This window comes from Kribbella sp. CA-245084 (assembly GCF_050942355.1).
GTDB lineage: Bacteria > Actinomycetota > Actinomycetes > Propionibacteriales > Kribbellaceae > Kribbella.
The window spans coordinates 918,489-933,009 of the sequence record NZ_CP192053.1; the positions used below are offsets into that span (position 1 = coordinate 918,489).

The window sequence follows — 14,521 nt, forward strand, 5'->3', positions numbered from 1 at the left end:
GACCCGCCGGACGTGACCTGGTTGGAAGAAAGTTCCGGGGATCCTGTAACACTCACCCCGTTATCGGCGATACACCCTGTGTAACGCCACTGAGGTTCCCGTCCCAGGTCAACCGCCCGAAGGGCCTGGGGCGGGTTCCTCTCGTTCGTCTGAGGCGCCACGGCGGCGTTATGCACACGTCGGCCCCCGGTGATGCTCACCCGGGGGCCGACGTGTGTGCGTTCCCTCCCTAGGACGCTCTCTCCGTGCCTTCCGACTCCGGCAAGGCGATCCGGTTCGCCGGCAGGCGCTCCGTCCGCTCGTTACCGTCGTCGCCCTCGTACTGCACCAGAGCGGTCCATCCCGACTCCTCATGGTCGCGGCCGATCAACCAGCCGTGACGCCACTGGCCGTCAACCTGGACGACCACATGGCTGGGCAGAGGGAGACGGGACACCAGCTCTGTGCCGGGCTCGAACTCAGTCATGGCCGAAGGTTAAGTGCTATCGCCGCTGAGCGCTTCCTGAAAGCGTGTTCCCTCATACAGTTCTCAGACTCCGGACGACAGTCCAAACGCTTGTACTGCGCCGTTCACCTTCAGGGCACGCCCGCCTGGTATGTGACTTACCCAACCCTGTTGCAACGCGTGTGAACACAGCGCCGCGCCGACCGCGCCGGCCAGATGCGGCCGTCGTTCGGTCACGTCCAAGCAGGATCTCAAGGCGGGGCGCCCACGTCGTACGTCGACCTTGACGCCGAGATTCTCCAACCAGGCTTGGCCTTCCGGCGTCAGCGCGATCCCGTCCGACCAGTCGATCAGGCCACGCTCTGTCATCGCATCGGCCAGGGCGACGCCGAGTTTGCCTGCCAGGTGGTCATAGCACGTCCTAGCTCTCGCGAACGCGTCTCGCTTGCTGACCGCTGACAGGCTGTTCGCTACTTCGGTACGTCGTGGTGCCAGCGCGGCGAGTCCTTCGAGCAACTCGGCCGTATCCGGTCCGGCCAGCTTCACGTACCGGTGCCGCCCTTGCCGTACTTCGGTCAGCAATCCACCGCCGACGAGCAGGTTGAGGTGCTCGCTGATCGTCGGCCGCGACACCTTCGCCAACTTCGCCAGCTCGGTCGGCGTCCACGCCCGCCCGTCGAGCAAGGCCAGACAAACCGTCGCCCGCGTCCCGTCGGCAAGCATCCGCGCCCAGCCGGCCAGCTCCTCACCTTCGGCACTCATACTGCCCATCATGCCCTGGCAACAGTTAGGCGACCGCCGAATCATCCGGTGCCTACTGTCGATTCACATGACCCATCTGACCATCGAACCTTCCATCCTGTACGTCGGCACTCCGGTAGCCCTGCTCAGCACGGTGAACGAGGACGGGACCGTGAACCTCGCGCCGATGTCGTCCGCGTGGGCGCTCGGCGATGTCGTGGTCCTTGGTGTCGGCATGACCGGTCAGACCGCGATCAACCTGCGCTCTCGCCCGGACGTGGTCATCAACTTCCCGTCGCCCGCGCAGTGGGAGGCCGTTGAGCGAATCGCCGGACTGACCGGTCGCGATCCAGTTCCGGAACACAAGCAAGCCCGCTTCCGCTTCGAACGCGAGAAGTTCGCTGCGGCTGGGCTTACGCCGGTCCCGGCCGAGCTCGTCGCGCCGCCCCGTGTAGCGGAATGCCTGATCCAGTTCGAGGCAACCGTCACCCACGCAGAGCTAGATGCCAAGGGCAACTTCCTCATCGCCCAGGCCGAGGTACTACGAGTTCACGCCGAGCAAAGGATCGTCGTCCCGGGGACCTCGCATGTGAACCCCGCGGCGTGGTCCCCTCTCATCTACAACTTCCGCCACTACTTCGGCCTAGCAGAAGAGCTAGGCGAGTCCTTCCGCACCGAAACGCCCAGAAAGCGCGTCTAGTTACACCAAGCGCAGGCGGTCGACCTCTTCGTCGCTCAGGTGTACGTCGAGTGACTCGAGTACGTCGGGAAGGTCCTGCGTCGGCACGGTTCGTTCCGCCGTGTGGCCGTCGGCGTGCTCGATGGTGAGCGTGTTGCCGATCAAGCGTCGTACGACGCCGTCTGCGACGCGCATCACCACCGGGCGGCCGGTGAACGGGGACTTCGGGTGGGTGGAGACGTAGTGGTGGTAGACCTCGTAGTCGATCGGTCGCACCGGCTCGTCATTGGAGGCGTGTTGCGGCTCCCAACCTTCCGCGGTCTTCTTCGACAGCGTCCACACGTCGCCGTCGAGCGTGAGCCGATGGTCCCATCCGGCCTGATCGACCACGACCCCGTCCTTCAACGGAGTCGGATAAAGCTGACCGGCCCCGAACCCGACATCAGCCAGGAACCACGACCCGTCAACCCCAACCTTCAGCAGGGCGTGCGTACGCGGGCCTGCCTTGTGCGGTTGGACCCGGCCAACCCGCCGTACGACGTCGAACCCGAGCCGCTCGAGCGCCGCCCCGAACAACAGCGCGTGCTCGTAGCAGTACCCACCGCGTTGTCGACCGACCAGCTTCGCCTGGATCGCATCGAGGCCGATCCCGGGATGCGTCCCGAGGATCACGTCGATGTTCTCGAACGGGATCGCCAGCACATGCGCGCGATGCAGACTCCGCAACGCGTCCGCCGACGGCGCTACCCGCGCGTGCCCGATCCGCGCGAGGTAGGCGTCCAGGTCAAGGCTCTCGATGTTCCACATGATCCCTAGCCCAACACTTCAAGCCTGCTTCAGGTCAAGCTCGGTGAAGAGCGTGAGTTGAATGCCGCCTGGTGTTTCGAGTCGGGCGTTGAGCGAGTTCCACGGCGTACGCGTCGGCTCCGCGATCACCGTCGCGCCGGCGTCGGCGAGCTTCTGCGTCGTCGCCGCGGAGTCCTCCACCTCGAACGCGACCCGGTACTTCCCCGCGACCCGCCGGCCCACCTCGACCGCGTCGATGTAGTCCGCCTGTCCGGGATCCGCGATCTCGAGCGTTGCTCGCTCGACCTCGAGGATCGTCACCCGCCCGTCATCCGAGGAGTACGACGCCCGCTCCGGCAGCCCGAGGACGTCGCGGTAGAACGCGACCGCCTCCTCGTAGTCGTCCGCCGTGACCACCAACCGCAGTTCCTTGACCGTCATGCAGCCAGTATCTACAACCGCGAGACCTGGTAATGCGAGATGAGCCAGCCGTCATCCACATGCCGAAGGATGACAAGCAGGTTGACGGACAGCGTCGGACGGTCGGTGAAGGTGAAGTCAACGGCCAGGTAGCCGAGGAGCGTGTCGTCAGCGAGTCGGCGGGTCTCCAGCAGCTCGTACTGCGGGGACAGGCCGACGGGCTGCGATTCGTAGTACTCCGCGACAGCGTCTCGGCCTACGCCGTACGGATGCAGGCCTTGGAAGATCGTGTCCTTGGTGAAGAGCGCAGCGGCACGCGACGGATCGTGCGAGTCGATGGCTGACTTCCACTGGGCGAGGACGTCGTACAGGATGTCGTTCATGTGAGTTCCTTCGGTTGATGGCGGACCAGAAGCGCGGCCATCGCGGCGAGGGCCACGACGCCGGCGCTGACCAGGAGCGCCTGGTGGTATCCGTTGTGGAGAAGGGGTCCGACGGCCAGGGGCCCGATGATCTGGCCGAGGCTGTAGCCGGTGGTGAGGATGGCGACCGCGTGCGGCACGGCGAGTTCGGCGCCGAGCGCGATCGCGAGGTTGGCGACGCCGAGGAACGTCGCACCGAAGAGTGCCGCGGAGATCAGCGCGGCCGCGATCCCGTGGATGAACGTCGGCAGCGCGATGCCGACTGCTTGCAGGAGCAGTGCGACCAGGAGGAGCGTCGATCGCGACCATGAGCGGCTCAACCAGGCCCAGAGTGCAGTCGACGGCAGTGCGGCCAGACCGACGATGATCCACGCTCCGTTGCCGACAGCATCTGTTGCCGTTTCGTTGATCGCGGCAACGAGGAACGTGCCCGCGATGATGTAGCCGATGCCCTCCAAGGTGTAGCTGGCCAGCAAAGCGTTGAAGTGTCGCGATCTGGTGCCTCGCGCAACAGTTGCTGAGCTTGCCGACCCGGTGAGGTTCCAGGCCGGAATCGTGCAGGCGACGGTAAGCAGAGCCGCGAGACACCACGCCGTACGCCAGTTGCCACCAGCAAGTACTGCGCCCGAGAGGGCGATGCCGGCGCCGACTCCGCCGAAAGTCCAGCCGACGTGGTGACTGTGCAATCGGGGGAGTACGGCGTTGACCGCGATCACGAACACCAGTGCGCTCGCGATCCCCGCGATGAACCGCAAGCTGATCCAGAGCGACTGACCGAGCGGCATCAGGGCGAGCGTCGCGGCAAGGATGAGCATCGACAGGCGGAGTACCCAGCGTGAGTGGATCAACCGCGGTACGGCGATCGCGGCGAGCGCACCGGCCAGGTAGCCCGTGTAGTTGGCCGTCGCGAGCGCGGCGCCGAGGCGCGGGGACAGGCCGACCTGTGCATGCATCATCGGCAGGATCGGCGTGTACGCGAACCGGCCGATCCCCATCCCACCGGCCAACGCCGCCGCCCCTTGCCCGGCCAACCGCCAAGCGGCGCGACCGCCCGCCAACCTCTCCGTGACCGCGACAGTGGTCGACATCTCAGTGGCCGGCCTGCTGCCCGCCGTCTACGTGCAGCACCTCGCCGGTGACGAACTTCGCGCTCTCCAAGTAGGTGACAGCGTCGACGATCTCCTCGATCTCGCCGAGCCGGCCGACCGGGTGTAGGGCCGCGAGGAACTCGTGCGTCTCCTCCGGGTGCATCGGCGTACGAATGACGCCCGGCGCCACCGCGTTGAACCTGATCCCGCGCGAGGCGTACTCGGTCGCGAGCGACTTGGTCACCGAGTTCAGCCCGCCTTTGGTCAGCGACGCCAGCGCGGACGGGACCGTGCTGTACGCGTGCGAGGCGAAGCTGGTGGTGATGTTGACGACATGCCCGCCGTCCTCGTTCTGCAGCATGGCGGCGATCGCCGCGCGGGTGGTGTCGAAGAAGCCGCGCAGGTTGATCCCGTTGATCCGCTCGAAGTCCTCGTCGGTGTACTCCGTGAACGGCTTGGCGACGAAGATGCCCGCGTTGTTGACGAGCGTGTCGATCCGGCCGAAGGTGTCGAGGCCTTGCTCGATCACCCGCGCGCCGGCGCCCGGCTCGGCGATGTCGCAGGGCACCGCCAGCACCAGCGGGTCGTCGGAGCGCGTGATGTTCCGCGAGTTCGCGACGACGGCGTAGCCGAGCTTGCGGTACGCCGTGACCAGGCCTGCCCCGATGCCCTGGGACGCTCCCGTGATCACGGCAACCTTCTGGTGGTTCATGGTTCTCCTCATCCGAAGTGGTTGTACTTCGATGGTTGTCGAACCATGCGAGCTTTTCCACGACCGCTTTGCTCCCAGCTGGGAGGCTCCGCCTACTACGCTGTGGCACGTGGAGCTGCGGCAGTTGCGGTACTTCGTGGCGGTCGCCGAGGAGCTGAACTTCGGCCGGGCCGCGGCCCGGTTGCACATCGCCGGCCCGTCGTTGTCGCAGCAGATCAAGTCCCTCGAGCGGGATCTCGGCGTGCGGTTGTTCGAGCGCGATCGCCGGACCGTGACGTTGACCGCCCACGGCGAGACCTTGCTGCCGCAGGCGCGGGCGTTGCTCGAGCAGGCGGATGCGTTGCGGCGTACGGCGCGGGGATTCGCGGCGAGCGAGCCGGTGCGGTTGGGGTACGTCAGCTGGCGGCCGCCGGATCTGGCCGAGCGGGTGTCCGGGGTTGCGCAACTGCTGGTCGACACCTGGGTGATGCCGTCGCACACGCAGGCGGCGCGGGTCGCGGACGGGAGCATCGACCTCGCGATCTGCTGGGTTCGTGCGACCGATCTGGCTGAGCAAGAGCTGTCTGGCAAGCTGCTCGGGGCGGACCGGTTGTTTGCGGTCTCAGCCGGCGAAGAGACACCAGTCCGGGCGCGGGACACGGTCGTGCTGGTCGACGCGGACACCGAGGCGTGGGCTTCGTGGAACATCTACGCGGTCGAGTTCGCCAGGGCGACCGGCGCCGCGGTCGAGCGGATCGAGGATCACGGGATCACCGGTCCTGGTTTCTTCGATCACGTACGACGGTTGGGCCGGCCGATCGTCAGCTCGCCGAAACGGGATGCGACGCCGTTGCCGCGGGGCTTCGTCCGCAGATCGGTGATCGATCCGGTTCCGGTGTGGACCTGGGCACTGGTGGCGCGGCAGGACGAATCGCGTCCCGCCGTACTTGCGGCTGTTGATGCATTGACCCGGGACGTGAAGGTCGACCTGGACCCGGCGACGTCCTGGTTACCTGCGGACGATCCGTTTCACCAGGCCTGAGAGAGGGCTGTCGTGCTCGGCGTCAGGCGGTAGCCGGCGTTGGCGGAGAACTCTGCGGACAAAGCGAATCGGTCGCCCCGGACGAGGGTGTGCCGCCACTCGACCGGACGGTTCTGTGCGGTGCCTTGGCGGACGATCGAGAAGACCGCCGCGTCCGCGGGGCAGTGCAGGAGCGCTCGTTCGGACGGGCTCGGGTTCACGGCGCGGATGTCTTCGCGGCCGTGGTCTAGGTTGATGCCGGTGCGGGTGGAGAGCTCGTTGTACAGGCTGGTGTGGGTGAAGTCGGCGTCGAGCAGCGGTTCCGCGAGGGTCGCGGGAAGCCAGACGCGGTCGAGTGCGAGCGGCTCGTCACCGGCGTACCGGAGGCGCTCGAGGTAGAGCAGCGGGGTGGATCCGTCGAGGTTGAGGCGGGCGGCGATCACGCCGTCGGCCCGGACATCGAGCGCGCGTACGGCGCTGCGCTGCGGGAGGCCGGACTCCTCGACGGAGGAGAACAGGCTGTAGAGCGCGCCCATCGGCTGCCGGATCTCCGGCGCGGTCGCGACCCGCGGCTGGCGTCCGCGCTCGGCGATGATCAGCCCGTCGGTCCGGAGCTGAGCGAGCGCCTGGCGAACGGTATGCCGGCTGACCTCGTACTCGTCGACCAGCGCGAGCTCCCCGGGGAAGGCATCGTCAAACTCGCCGGAGCGCAGCCGCCGGACCAGATCCTCCTGCAGTTGCTTCCACAGCGGCCCGCCGCCTGCACGGTCCAGCCTGCCCACGCTCATCCGTTCCTTCCGGGTTGCTAAATGTCCGGTCATCTCCTACCGTAAATGTGCGTACATTTCGGCGGGAAGGACCGGGCTCAGTGGTGCACCTTGAGGTTAGGCCACGGCACACCTCTACTACTGCTCCGAAGCCGCCGTCCCGGATGCCAGGCCTGGCTGCTGTCCTGGTGATCACCGCAGTGGCGGTCCCGCTCGGGCGGCTGGTGCCTGTCGTGGGCGGTCCGGTGTTCGGGATCGTGCTGGGTGTGATCGCCGGACTCTTCATCCGGCCGCTCCGCAGCGAGGCCTGCCGCCCGGGGTACGACTTCGCCTCGAAGACGCTGCTCCAGCTGTCGATCGTCGTACTGGGAACGGGTCTGTCGCTCCAGCAGGTCGCCCGCGTCGGCGTCTCGTCGCTGCCGGTCATGCTCGGGACACTCGCGCTCGCTCTCGGCGGAGCGTGGTTCTTCGGGCGGCTGCTCGGCGTACGCGGAGATACTCAGACCCTGATCGGCGTCGGTACGGCGATCTGCGGCGGATCCGCGATCGCCGCCGCGACTGCTGCGATCGGGGCTCGGCGTTCGTCGGTCGCCTATGCGATGGCGACGATCTTCACGTTCAACATCGTCGCCGTCCTGACCTTCCCGCCGATCGGCCACCTGCTCGGCATGAGCTCGGAATCCTTCGGGCTGTGGGCGGGTACTGGGGTCAACGACACGTCGTCCGTCGTCGCGGCCGGATACGCGTACAGCCAGGCCGCCGGCGATCAGGCGATCGTGGTGAAGCTGACCCGTTCGCTGACCCTGATCCCGATCGTGCTGACGCTGGTCGCGCTGAAGATCCGGCGCGAGAACCGCGCGGCTCGTGCGCTCGACGCTGCGGGGGAGGGCTCGTACGACGGCGCCACGACGTCGATTCGCAAGCCGCTGCCGTGGCGCAAGCTCGTCCCGCTGTTTCTGATCGGCTTCATCGCCGCCGCGGGCCTGCGCTCCGCGGGCGTCGTACCCGAATCCTGGCTGCCGACCCTCACGATCATCGGCAGCACTCTCATCACCGCCGCACTCACTGCGATCGGCCTGTCGCTGCGGCCACGCGAGCTGCGCGACGCAGGACCCAAGCCGCTCCTGCTCGGAGCGATCCTCTGGGTCCTGGTCGCGGTCGGCAGCCTCGGACTTCAGTCCTTCTCGTAGGCCGCCTGGCGGTCCTGGACCGCCTTGATGCGCGGTACGTCGAGCTTGTCGGAGCGGTCGAAGTTGTAGATGCCGTTCTCTTCCTGGAACACGTCGGTCAGCTGCGTGTAGCAGTAGCCGAACATCAGCTCGTTGTCGAGGAGTGCGTCGACCAGGCCGGTGAAGCGGCTGTAGAACTCCTCCTCGTCCGCGACGCGCTGGCCGTAGCCCCAGGACTCGGCGCTCCGGCCGTCCTTGCCCGCGGCAGCGGCCTTGGCGTTCCACCAGATGCCGCCGAACTCGCTGCAGAAGTACGGCTGGCCGTCGTACCCGAGGGAGATCGGCTTGCCCTCGGGGCCGCCGGTGTTGCCGTACGGCTTGTTGTTCACCAGGTCCGCCATCTGCTCGGCGAACTTGGCGGGGTCCTGCTCGTAGTTGTGCGAGTCCCAGACATCGGTCTCCGGCACGCGGTGGCTGTAGCCGGACGCATCCAGCACCGGGCGGCTCGTGTCGGCGGCCTTGGTGGCAAGGAACATCGCGCGGGTGACGTCGTCGAGCTGGGTGATGCGGTCGTGCAAGAGTTGGTGGGTCTCGTTCAGCGGGCACCAGCCGACGATGCTCGGGTGGCTGTAGTCGCGCTCGACCGCCTCGAGCCACTGAGCGACGTACGACGCCGTCGGCTGCTGGTTGTCGTTGTCGGTGTTGCCGACGCCGGAGCCCCAGTCGCCGAACTCGCCCCAGACCAGGTAGCCGAGCCGGTCGGCGTGGTAGAGGAACCGCTCCTCGAACACCTTCTGGTGCAGGCGTGCGCCGTTGAACCCGGCCGCCAGGCTGAGCTCGATGTCGCGGACCAGCGCCTCCTCGGACGGCGCGGTCATCAGGCTCTCCGGCCAGTATCCCTGGTCCAGCACGAGCCGCTGGTACACGTGCTTGCCGTTGATCAGGATCGCCTTGCCGTTGATGCTGACCGAGCGCAGGCCGGCGTACGAGTCGGCGCTGTCCGCAACGTTGCCGTCAGCATCGATCAGCTCGAGGTGTACGTCGTACAGGTGCGGGTCCGTGGTGTCCCAGAGGCGGACCCGATCGGCCGGGATCTGCAGGGTCAGGCGCGGGGCGAGGTCGAGGTCGGCGCGTACGTCGGCCGTGGTGACCTCGCCGTCGGCGTCCTTGAGGGTTGCGCTGATCTTGTATCCGGGCTTGTTCGCGGAGACCGGTACTTCGAGGTGGAAGCTCGAGCCGGCGACGTCCGGGGTGATGCGCGGGCGCTTCAGGTGCACCGTGGGTACAGCTTCGAGCCAGACGGTCTGCCAGATGCCGGTGGTGCGGGTGTAGAGGCAGCTGTGGTTGAAGTACAGCTGGCTCTGCTTGCCGCGCGCCTGCGGACCGCGGTGGCTGTCCCGCGCGCGGACGACGATGGTCGCCTCCTCGCCGGGGGCGGCGACGTGGCGGAGGTTCGCGCTGAACGGCGTGAACCCGCCGCGGTGCCGGACGACCTCGACGTCGTTCACCCAGACGGTCGCGTCGTGGTCGACGGCCTGGAAGTGCAGCACGGCTTCCTTGCCGGCCCAGTCCGCGGGGATCGTGACGGTGGTGCGGTACCAGACCGCCTCCAGGAAGTCGACGTCCTCGATCCCGGACAACTCGGTCTCCGGCGCGAACGGTACGACGATCCGCTGCGTCAGCTCCCGCTCCCGCAGCCCGCGCTCCAACCCGGAGTCCGACCGGTCGATCTCGAACTGCCAGTCACCGTTCAGATTCACCCACTCCGAACGAACGAACTGCGGACGCGGATACTCCGCACGAGGCTGCGACATGAACTCTCCCAGATGCTGATCTCGATGGCGACAGGACGACAGTACAACGTTGGAATAACCCCAGCAACGGGTGTTCACGGATGCGTCATCCGCTCGGGCAGGGGAGGCCGGACCCATCCAGGCCGTCGCTGGCCTTGGTCGGGGTGTCGACCAGGACCAGCCCGCCACCCGCCGCGCCGATTACGGCGGCGACGAGCAGAACGCCTGCCAATGCTTGGGTCAGCGCGCGGGCTCGCGGCGCGGAGGCGAGAAAGCAGCCGGCCGCGGCCAGGCACAAGACCATCCCAGCGACGGTCACCACGCCGACCTGCGGGAGCGGCGGCACGTGCTGACACTTCGTCCCGACCACAGTGTGGAGCCAGTCCTGGCGCTCGTGCCACCGAACCCAGTACGCGGCCGCCGCGGCGACCAACGCCAGCAGGCCGGCCACCAGAGCGGCGGTTCGTCGAGACATGGGCCACCACGCTAGAGGCCCGAGGGGTCCACACTCCTGAAGAGCCCGGCGTTGAGGAAGTCGGGAGCGAAGGTGTCGGGCCGGTCGGGGTTTACGGCGCGGAGTTCGACCGGGGTGAGGGCGCCGAAGATCGTGCGGAGGTCGTCGACGGAGAACGTCATGCCGCCGTACGTGTCGCCCGTCATGACGACGTCGAGGTCGCTGGGCGTATCCATCCGCTCGGCGGCGAAGGTGACGATCGCGAAGCGGCCTCCGGGGCGGACCAGGGGAAGGATCCGCTGGAGGTACGTGATCCGGCGGTGTGGCGCGATGTGGTGGAAGCAGCCGGAGTCGTACACAACATCGAACGGACCGGCCGGCAGCGCATCACGCAGTACGTCGAGCGCCGTCAGAGTGACCGTCGCCGGCATGCTCGGCCGAAGCTTGTCCAGCAGTTCGCCCGCGAGATCGACGGCCTCGACCGTCGCACCCTGCTCGGCAAACCAGCGGGTATTGCGGCCTCCGCCACAGCCCACGTCGAGCACCCGCGCGCCGGACAGTTCCCCGAGCAGACCGCGCTCGTTCCAATCGACCAGCGGCTCGTCCGGCAACGGACTCGTCAACGGATGCCCGGGCGTCGTCAACAACCCGGTCCAGTAGTCGGCCGCGGAAGCATGAGCCCGATCGCCCCGCCCACTCGCCCCCACAACCTGGTCGAGGACATCGAGCAGCTGATCGACCGTGTAGATCCGCGTCATCCTCAAAGTGCCTTTCCGTAGCAGCGGGTCCGCGGTTCGTGGACGTACTTGCCCCACGGCGCCGTCCGCACGTAGCCGCTCGACTCGTAGAGTGCGATGGCCTCTGGCTGTTGCTCTGCGGTAGATAATCGCAAGAACGGATGGCCCGCTGAGCGGGCCGCCTCCTCCAGCGTTGCCAGCAACTTGCGCGCATACCCATGACCGCGGGCGGCCGGCATCACGTAGACCCGCTTGATCTCGGCGTCGCCCGGGTGAGCAGTGTCCGTCCCGAACACCTGTAAGGCGCCACACCCGACGGGCTGTCGCTCCGTGTCGAGCGCCACGAAGTACCGCGCTCCGTCCTTGACCTGGGTCCGTCCCTTGGCGCCGTTCCGCGTGACGAGTTCGTCGAACGCGGCCTTCAGCAGGACGGCCAGCTCGGCGTCCTCCGGTGATCGTTCCTCGATGTCTGCCACCCGGCAACAAAACCAGATGATGGCAGGCGGCGAAACCCAATACGCTGCCGGTGATGGGACGTTTCTGAAGGCGTAGGTACGGCGGGTTGAGGCGGGCTCCGGTGGGAGTCGGCCGGCTTCGTCGTGCGTGCGCCGCGCTTCGGCTGTTCTTGTCGATCGCGAGCCTTCAGGAGTCTTGTGGTGTCCTGCTGTACCGGCCGTTTTGTGCTGCACACCATCGACGGCGCCGCCGATCTCCTCGTGGAGGAGCTTCGGGCGATGTCGTCCGTTCATTCGATCCGCCAACTGTCCGCCGAGACTGTCGAATGCGCGGTCGACGGCCCGTTGGACGAACTCGTTGCCTGCGCTCTCTACTTCACCGTCACCGGATCCGGCAACGCGCCGCTGTCGTGGATGCGGCGGTTCGGGCGGCTGGAACGGTTGCCATGGTCAACCAATCCGGTGGTTGCCGAGGTCATCGTCCGGCTGGCGAAGATCCGGCCAGGTCAGCATGTCCTCGACCCGTTCTGCGGCACGGGGACGATCCTTCTGGCCGTACGCCGTCGCGCACCCGCGGCCCACGTCATCGGAACGGATCACGACCCGCGCGCCCTCGAGATCGCAACCGCGAACGGATGCCGCCGGCTCGCACAGGCCAAGGCGGAGGCGCTTCCACTGCAAGACCGGAGCATTGATCGCGTCGTCACGAATCTCCCGTTCGGCAAGCAGGTCGGCAGTCATGAACTCAACCGCACGCTCTACCCGGCCGTCCTGCGCGAGCTCGGCCGAGTCCTCACCGTCGACGGTCGCGCCGTCCTCCTGACCGAGGACAAACGCCTGCTCCACAACGCGATCCAACGCCAGCGAGCCCTCAAGCTCGTCCGCCAGCGCCTCCTCAAATACAACGGAGCCACCCCGACCGCCTACGTGCTCACCCGTACTCGTCCAAAGTGACCGATCTGCGATAACATCGCCAAATGGCGATGAGTGCTGTCGGTGCGGACCTGGCGGTTGCGGCGTGTTTGTTCCATGGGTTCAGTGACGGATCGCGGTTGGCGATCGTGCGGCATCTGGCGTTGGGTGAGCATCGGGTTGTCGAGCTGACCGAGCATCTGGGGCTGGCGCAGTCGACCGTGTCCAAACATCTTGCGTGTCTACGGGACTGCGGTCTGGTCGAGTCGCGTCCCCAGGGGCGGGCGTCGATGTTCAGCCTGTCGCACCCCGAGGCGACGATGGACCTGCTCGCCGCGGCCGAGCGCCTCCTCGGCCTGACCGGCGATGCCGTCGCCCTCTGCCCCAACTACGGACTGACGGTCACGCCATGACTGAGCCGATGCAGCTCGGCACCGCGGCCTCAGCCTGGGTCGTAGATCCGGCCGAACGCCGCCGCCTCGGTCGCCGCGCTCAACTGCTGGCAGGCGCCTCCGTCACCTACAACGTGATCGAGGCCGTCGTTGCTATCTCCTCAGGTCTGGTCGCAGGATCGGTCGCCCTCGTCGGATTCGGCCTGGACTCGGTCGTCGAGGTCTCCAGCGGCCTGATCATCCTGTGGCAGTTCCGCCACCCCCTCCCGGAGTCCCGCGAACGCCGCGCCCTCCGCCTCCTCGCCTTCTCCTTCTTCGCCCTGGCCGCGTACGTCGGCTTCGAATCGATCCGCACCTTGATCACCGGCGCCGACCCGCACGCCTCGCCGGTAGGTATCGGCCTCGCGATCGCGTCGCTGATCGTGATGCCGTTCCTCTCCTGGGCCCAGCGCCGCACCGGAAGAGCTCTCGGCTCGAACGCCGTTGTCGCCGACTCGACCCAGACGCTCCTGTGCACCTACCTGTCCGCGGTCCTCCTGGTCGGACTGCTCCTCAACGCAACCCTCGGCTGGTCGTGGGCAGACCCGATCGCCGGCCTGATCATCGCCGCGGTAGCAGTCCGCGAGGGCGTCGAGGCCTGGCGAGGCGAGGGCTGCTGCTCACCCCTTGGCGGCGCCTGCAAGGCCGAGTAGCCGCGCGCCGTTCTCCCAGCACACCGACCGCAGCCAGTCATCGCCGAGCTCCAACGCCTCGAGCACGTCCAGCTGCACGGCGTACTCATAAGGAATGTTCGGGAAGTCGGTCCCCAGCACGATCCGGTCCTGGAGGTCGCCCAACTGTGGGACCAACGAGCGGGGGAATGGCATCATCGCCTCAGTGAACGGCGTCAGTGCCATCGTCGTGTCCAGATGCACATTCGGGTACGACGTGAGCGCGAGATGCTCGGCGTACTCCGGCATCCCGAGATGAGCGATCACCGCGGTCAACCGGGGATGCCTGCGCAAGACCTCACCCATCGGCCCGGGCCCGGTGTGCCGACCTGGGATCGGGCCGGAGCCGCAGTGCACGACCACCGGCGTACCGGCCTCGGCCAGCTGCCCCCACACATCGTCCAGCTCACCGGACCGCGGATCGTAGTCGCCGACCTGCACGTGGACCTTGAAGATCCGCGTCCCCAACTCCAACGCCTCGCGGACATACCTAGCCGCTGCGGCCTCGGGAAAGAACGTCCCGCTCGCCACACACCCAGGCGTCACTGCCGCGAAGTCCCGGGCCCACTCGTTCAAAGACGCAGCCATCCCCGGCTTGTGCGGGTAAACCAACGCCGGAAACGCCCGAACCCCTAGCGCGTCGAGCGTCTTCAGCCGCTCCTCGACCGACGTCCGGTAGGTGATCGGCCACGCGGTCCCGTAGTGCTCCGACGCCTGGTCGAAGTACGCCCAGACCGCATTCATCACCCGGTCCGGCAGGAAATGCACATGCACATCCACCAGCCCGTCCAACCCGAGCCGCCGCCACCAGGCCGCTACCTCCGCGTCACGCACGCCCT

19 protein-coding genes are annotated in these 14,521 nt (G+C 67.3%); 6 read left to right on the forward strand and 13 right to left on the reverse strand.

Annotated elements, in window-relative coordinates; genetic code table 11:
* Nucleotides 1-229: 229 nt before the first annotated feature.
* Complete coding sequence (locus ACQPYH_RS04600; protein WP_432887025.1) at nucleotides 230-466, reverse strand: hypothetical protein; 237 nt, start codon at nucleotides 464-466, stop codon at nucleotides 230-232.
* Between the two features lie 63 nt (nucleotides 467-529).
* A complete protein-coding gene (locus tag ACQPYH_RS04605; protein WP_432887028.1) occupies nucleotides 530-1,207 on the reverse strand; it encodes an ArsR/SmtB family transcription factor in 678 nt (225 codons plus the stop codon).
* A 67-nt stretch (nucleotides 1,208-1,274) separates the two neighbouring features.
* Between ACQPYH_RS04605 and ACQPYH_RS04610 the strand changes: the two genes are divergently transcribed.
* A complete protein-coding gene (locus tag ACQPYH_RS04610) occupies nucleotides 1,275-1,886 on the forward strand; it encodes a flavin reductase family protein (RefSeq protein WP_432887031.1) in 612 nt (203 codons plus the stop codon).
* Here ACQPYH_RS04610 and ACQPYH_RS04615 read toward each other — a convergent pair whose 3' ends face one another.
* The 5 genes from ACQPYH_RS04615 to ACQPYH_RS04635 are packed head-to-tail and all read right to left on the reverse strand — an operon-like array spanning nucleotide 1,887 to nucleotide 5,293.
* Nucleotides 1,887-2,672, reverse strand: coding sequence for an arylamine N-acetyltransferase family protein (locus ACQPYH_RS04615; protein ID WP_432887034.1), 786 nt, complete (start codon nucleotides 2,670-2,672; stop codon nucleotides 1,887-1,889). It lies immediately after the preceding gene.
* A gap of 18 nt (nucleotides 2,673-2,690) precedes the next feature.
* Entirely contained in the window at nucleotides 2,691-3,092 is a 402-nt protein-coding gene (locus ACQPYH_RS04620; protein WP_432887037.1) for a VOC family protein, read from the reverse strand.
* A gap of 11 nt (nucleotides 3,093-3,103) precedes the next feature.
* A complete protein-coding gene (locus ACQPYH_RS04625; RefSeq protein WP_432887040.1) occupies nucleotides 3,104-3,454 on the reverse strand; it encodes an SgcJ/EcaC family oxidoreductase in 351 nt (116 codons plus the stop codon).
* Nucleotides 3,451-4,581 carry a YbfB/YjiJ family MFS transporter gene (locus ACQPYH_RS04630; RefSeq protein WP_432887043.1) on the reverse strand — a complete coding sequence of 377 codons (1,131 nt, stop codon included), beginning with the start codon at nucleotides 4,579-4,581 and terminating at the stop codon, nucleotides 3,451-3,453. The genes ACQPYH_RS04625 and ACQPYH_RS04630 overlap by 4 nt, the downstream gene beginning before the upstream one ends.
* A gap of 1 nt (nucleotide 4,582) precedes the next feature.
* Nucleotides 4,583-5,293 (reverse strand): SDR family NAD(P)-dependent oxidoreductase, encoded by a 711-nt coding sequence (locus ACQPYH_RS04635; RefSeq protein WP_432887046.1) that lies wholly within the window; start codon nucleotides 5,291-5,293, stop codon nucleotides 4,583-4,585.
* Between the two features lie 109 nt (nucleotides 5,294-5,402).
* Here ACQPYH_RS04635 and ACQPYH_RS04640 point away from each other — a divergent pair, with 109 nt between their 5' ends.
* On the forward strand, nucleotides 5,403-6,314 hold the full coding sequence (locus ACQPYH_RS04640) for a LysR family transcriptional regulator (protein ID WP_432887049.1): 912 nt from the start codon (nucleotides 5,403-5,405) through the stop codon (nucleotides 6,312-6,314).
* On the opposite strand, the gene ACQPYH_RS04645 is transcribed toward ACQPYH_RS04640, so the two are convergent.
* A complete protein-coding gene (locus ACQPYH_RS04645) occupies nucleotides 6,302-7,081 on the reverse strand; it encodes a GntR family transcriptional regulator (protein ID WP_432887055.1) in 780 nt (259 codons plus the stop codon). The genes ACQPYH_RS04640 and ACQPYH_RS04645 overlap by 13 nt on opposite strands.
* An 80-nt stretch (nucleotides 7,082-7,161) precedes the next feature.
* On the opposite strand from ACQPYH_RS04645, the gene ACQPYH_RS04650 reads away from it, so the two are divergent.
* Complete coding sequence (locus ACQPYH_RS04650) at nucleotides 7,162-8,250, forward strand: YeiH family protein (RefSeq protein ID WP_432887058.1); 1,089 nt, start codon at nucleotides 7,162-7,164, stop codon at nucleotides 8,248-8,250.
* On the opposite strand, the gene ACQPYH_RS04655 is transcribed toward ACQPYH_RS04650, so the two are convergent.
* From ACQPYH_RS04655 to ACQPYH_RS04670, 4 genes are all read right to left on the reverse strand, one after another.
* Nucleotides 8,235-10,043 carry a glycoside hydrolase family 2 protein gene (locus ACQPYH_RS04655; RefSeq protein ID WP_432887061.1) on the reverse strand — a complete coding sequence of 603 codons (1,809 nt, stop codon included), beginning with the start codon at nucleotides 10,041-10,043 and terminating at the stop codon, nucleotides 8,235-8,237. The genes ACQPYH_RS04650 and ACQPYH_RS04655 overlap by 16 nt on opposite strands.
* A gap of 85 nt (nucleotides 10,044-10,128) precedes the next feature.
* Nucleotides 10,129-10,497, reverse strand: coding sequence for a hypothetical protein (locus ACQPYH_RS04660; protein WP_432887064.1), 369 nt, complete (start codon nucleotides 10,495-10,497; stop codon nucleotides 10,129-10,131).
* A gap of 11 nt (nucleotides 10,498-10,508) precedes the next feature.
* Complete coding sequence (locus ACQPYH_RS04665) at nucleotides 10,509-11,234, reverse strand: class I SAM-dependent methyltransferase (protein ID WP_432887067.1); 726 nt, start codon at nucleotides 11,232-11,234, stop codon at nucleotides 10,509-10,511.
* A gap of 2 nt (nucleotides 11,235-11,236) precedes the next feature.
* Complete coding sequence (locus ACQPYH_RS04670) at nucleotides 11,237-11,689, reverse strand: GNAT family N-acetyltransferase (RefSeq protein ID WP_432887070.1); 453 nt, start codon at nucleotides 11,687-11,689, stop codon at nucleotides 11,237-11,239.
* A gap of 204 nt (nucleotides 11,690-11,893) precedes the next feature.
* Here ACQPYH_RS04670 and ACQPYH_RS04675 point away from each other — a divergent pair, with 204 nt between their 5' ends.
* The 3 genes from ACQPYH_RS04675 to ACQPYH_RS04685 are packed head-to-tail and all read left to right on the forward strand — an operon-like array spanning nucleotide 11,894 to nucleotide 13,664.
* On the forward strand, nucleotides 11,894-12,622 hold the full coding sequence (locus tag ACQPYH_RS04675; RefSeq protein ID WP_432887073.1) for a TRM11 family SAM-dependent methyltransferase: 729 nt from the start codon (nucleotides 11,894-11,896) through the stop codon (nucleotides 12,620-12,622).
* 23 nt (nucleotides 12,623-12,645) lie between these two features.
* Entirely contained in the window at nucleotides 12,646-12,993 is a 348-nt protein-coding gene (locus tag ACQPYH_RS04680) for an ArsR/SmtB family transcription factor (RefSeq protein ID WP_432887076.1), read from the forward strand.
* Nucleotides 12,990-13,664: a cation diffusion facilitator family transporter gene (locus tag ACQPYH_RS04685; protein ID WP_432887079.1), complete on the forward strand. Its 675-nt coding sequence runs from the start codon at nucleotides 12,990-12,992 to the stop codon at nucleotides 13,662-13,664. The genes ACQPYH_RS04680 and ACQPYH_RS04685 overlap by 4 nt, the downstream gene beginning before the upstream one ends.
* Here the strand turns inward: ACQPYH_RS04685 and ACQPYH_RS04690 are convergent.
* Nucleotides 13,632-14,516 (reverse strand): amidohydrolase family protein, encoded by an 885-nt coding sequence (locus tag ACQPYH_RS04690; protein WP_432887081.1) that lies wholly within the window; start codon nucleotides 14,514-14,516, stop codon nucleotides 13,632-13,634. The genes ACQPYH_RS04685 and ACQPYH_RS04690 overlap by 33 nt on opposite strands.
* Nucleotides 14,517-14,521: the final 5 nt, after the last annotated feature.

Coding starts and splice junctions, on each gene's coding strand:
- ACQPYH_RS04600 (WP_432887025.1), bottom strand. CDS start 466: ATGACTGAGTTCGAGCCCGGCACAGAGCTGGTGTCCCGTCTCCCTCTG.
- ACQPYH_RS04605 (WP_432887028.1), bottom strand. CDS start 1,207: ATGAGTGCCGAAGGTGAGGAGCTGGCCGGCTGGGCGCGGATGCTTGCC.
- ACQPYH_RS04610 (WP_432887031.1), top strand. CDS start 1,275: ATGACCCATCTGACCATCGAACCTTCCATCCTGTACGTCGGCACTCCG.
- ACQPYH_RS04615 (WP_432887034.1), bottom strand. CDS start 2,672: ATGTGGAACATCGAGAGCCTTGACCTGGACGCCTACCTCGCGCGGATC.
- ACQPYH_RS04620 (WP_432887037.1), bottom strand. CDS start 3,092: ATGACGGTCAAGGAACTGCGGTTGGTGGTCACGGCGGACGACTACGAG.
- ACQPYH_RS04625 (WP_432887040.1), bottom strand. CDS start 3,454: ATGAACGACATCCTGTACGACGTCCTCGCCCAGTGGAAGTCAGCCATC.
- ACQPYH_RS04630 (WP_432887043.1), bottom strand. CDS start 4,581: ATGTCGACCACTGTCGCGGTCACGGAGAGGTTGGCGGGCGGTCGCGCC.
- ACQPYH_RS04635 (WP_432887046.1), bottom strand. CDS start 5,293: ATGAACCACCAGAAGGTTGCCGTGATCACGGGAGCGTCCCAGGGCATC.
- ACQPYH_RS04645 (WP_432887055.1), bottom strand. CDS start 7,081: ATGAGCGTGGGCAGGCTGGACCGTGCAGGCGGCGGGCCGCTGTGGAAG.
- ACQPYH_RS04655 (WP_432887061.1), bottom strand. CDS start 10,043: ATGTCGCAGCCTCGTGCGGAGTATCCGCGTCCGCAGTTCGTTCGTTCG.
- ACQPYH_RS04660 (WP_432887064.1), bottom strand. CDS start 10,497: ATGTCTCGACGAACCGCCGCTCTGGTGGCCGGCCTGCTGGCGTTGGTC.
- ACQPYH_RS04665 (WP_432887067.1), bottom strand. CDS start 11,234: ATGACGCGGATCTACACGGTCGATCAGCTGCTCGATGTCCTCGACCAG.
- ACQPYH_RS04680 (WP_432887076.1), top strand. CDS start 12,646: ATGGCGATGAGTGCTGTCGGTGCGGACCTGGCGGTTGCGGCGTGTTTG.
- ACQPYH_RS04685 (WP_432887079.1), top strand. CDS start 12,990: ATGACTGAGCCGATGCAGCTCGGCACCGCGGCCTCAGCCTGGGTCGTA.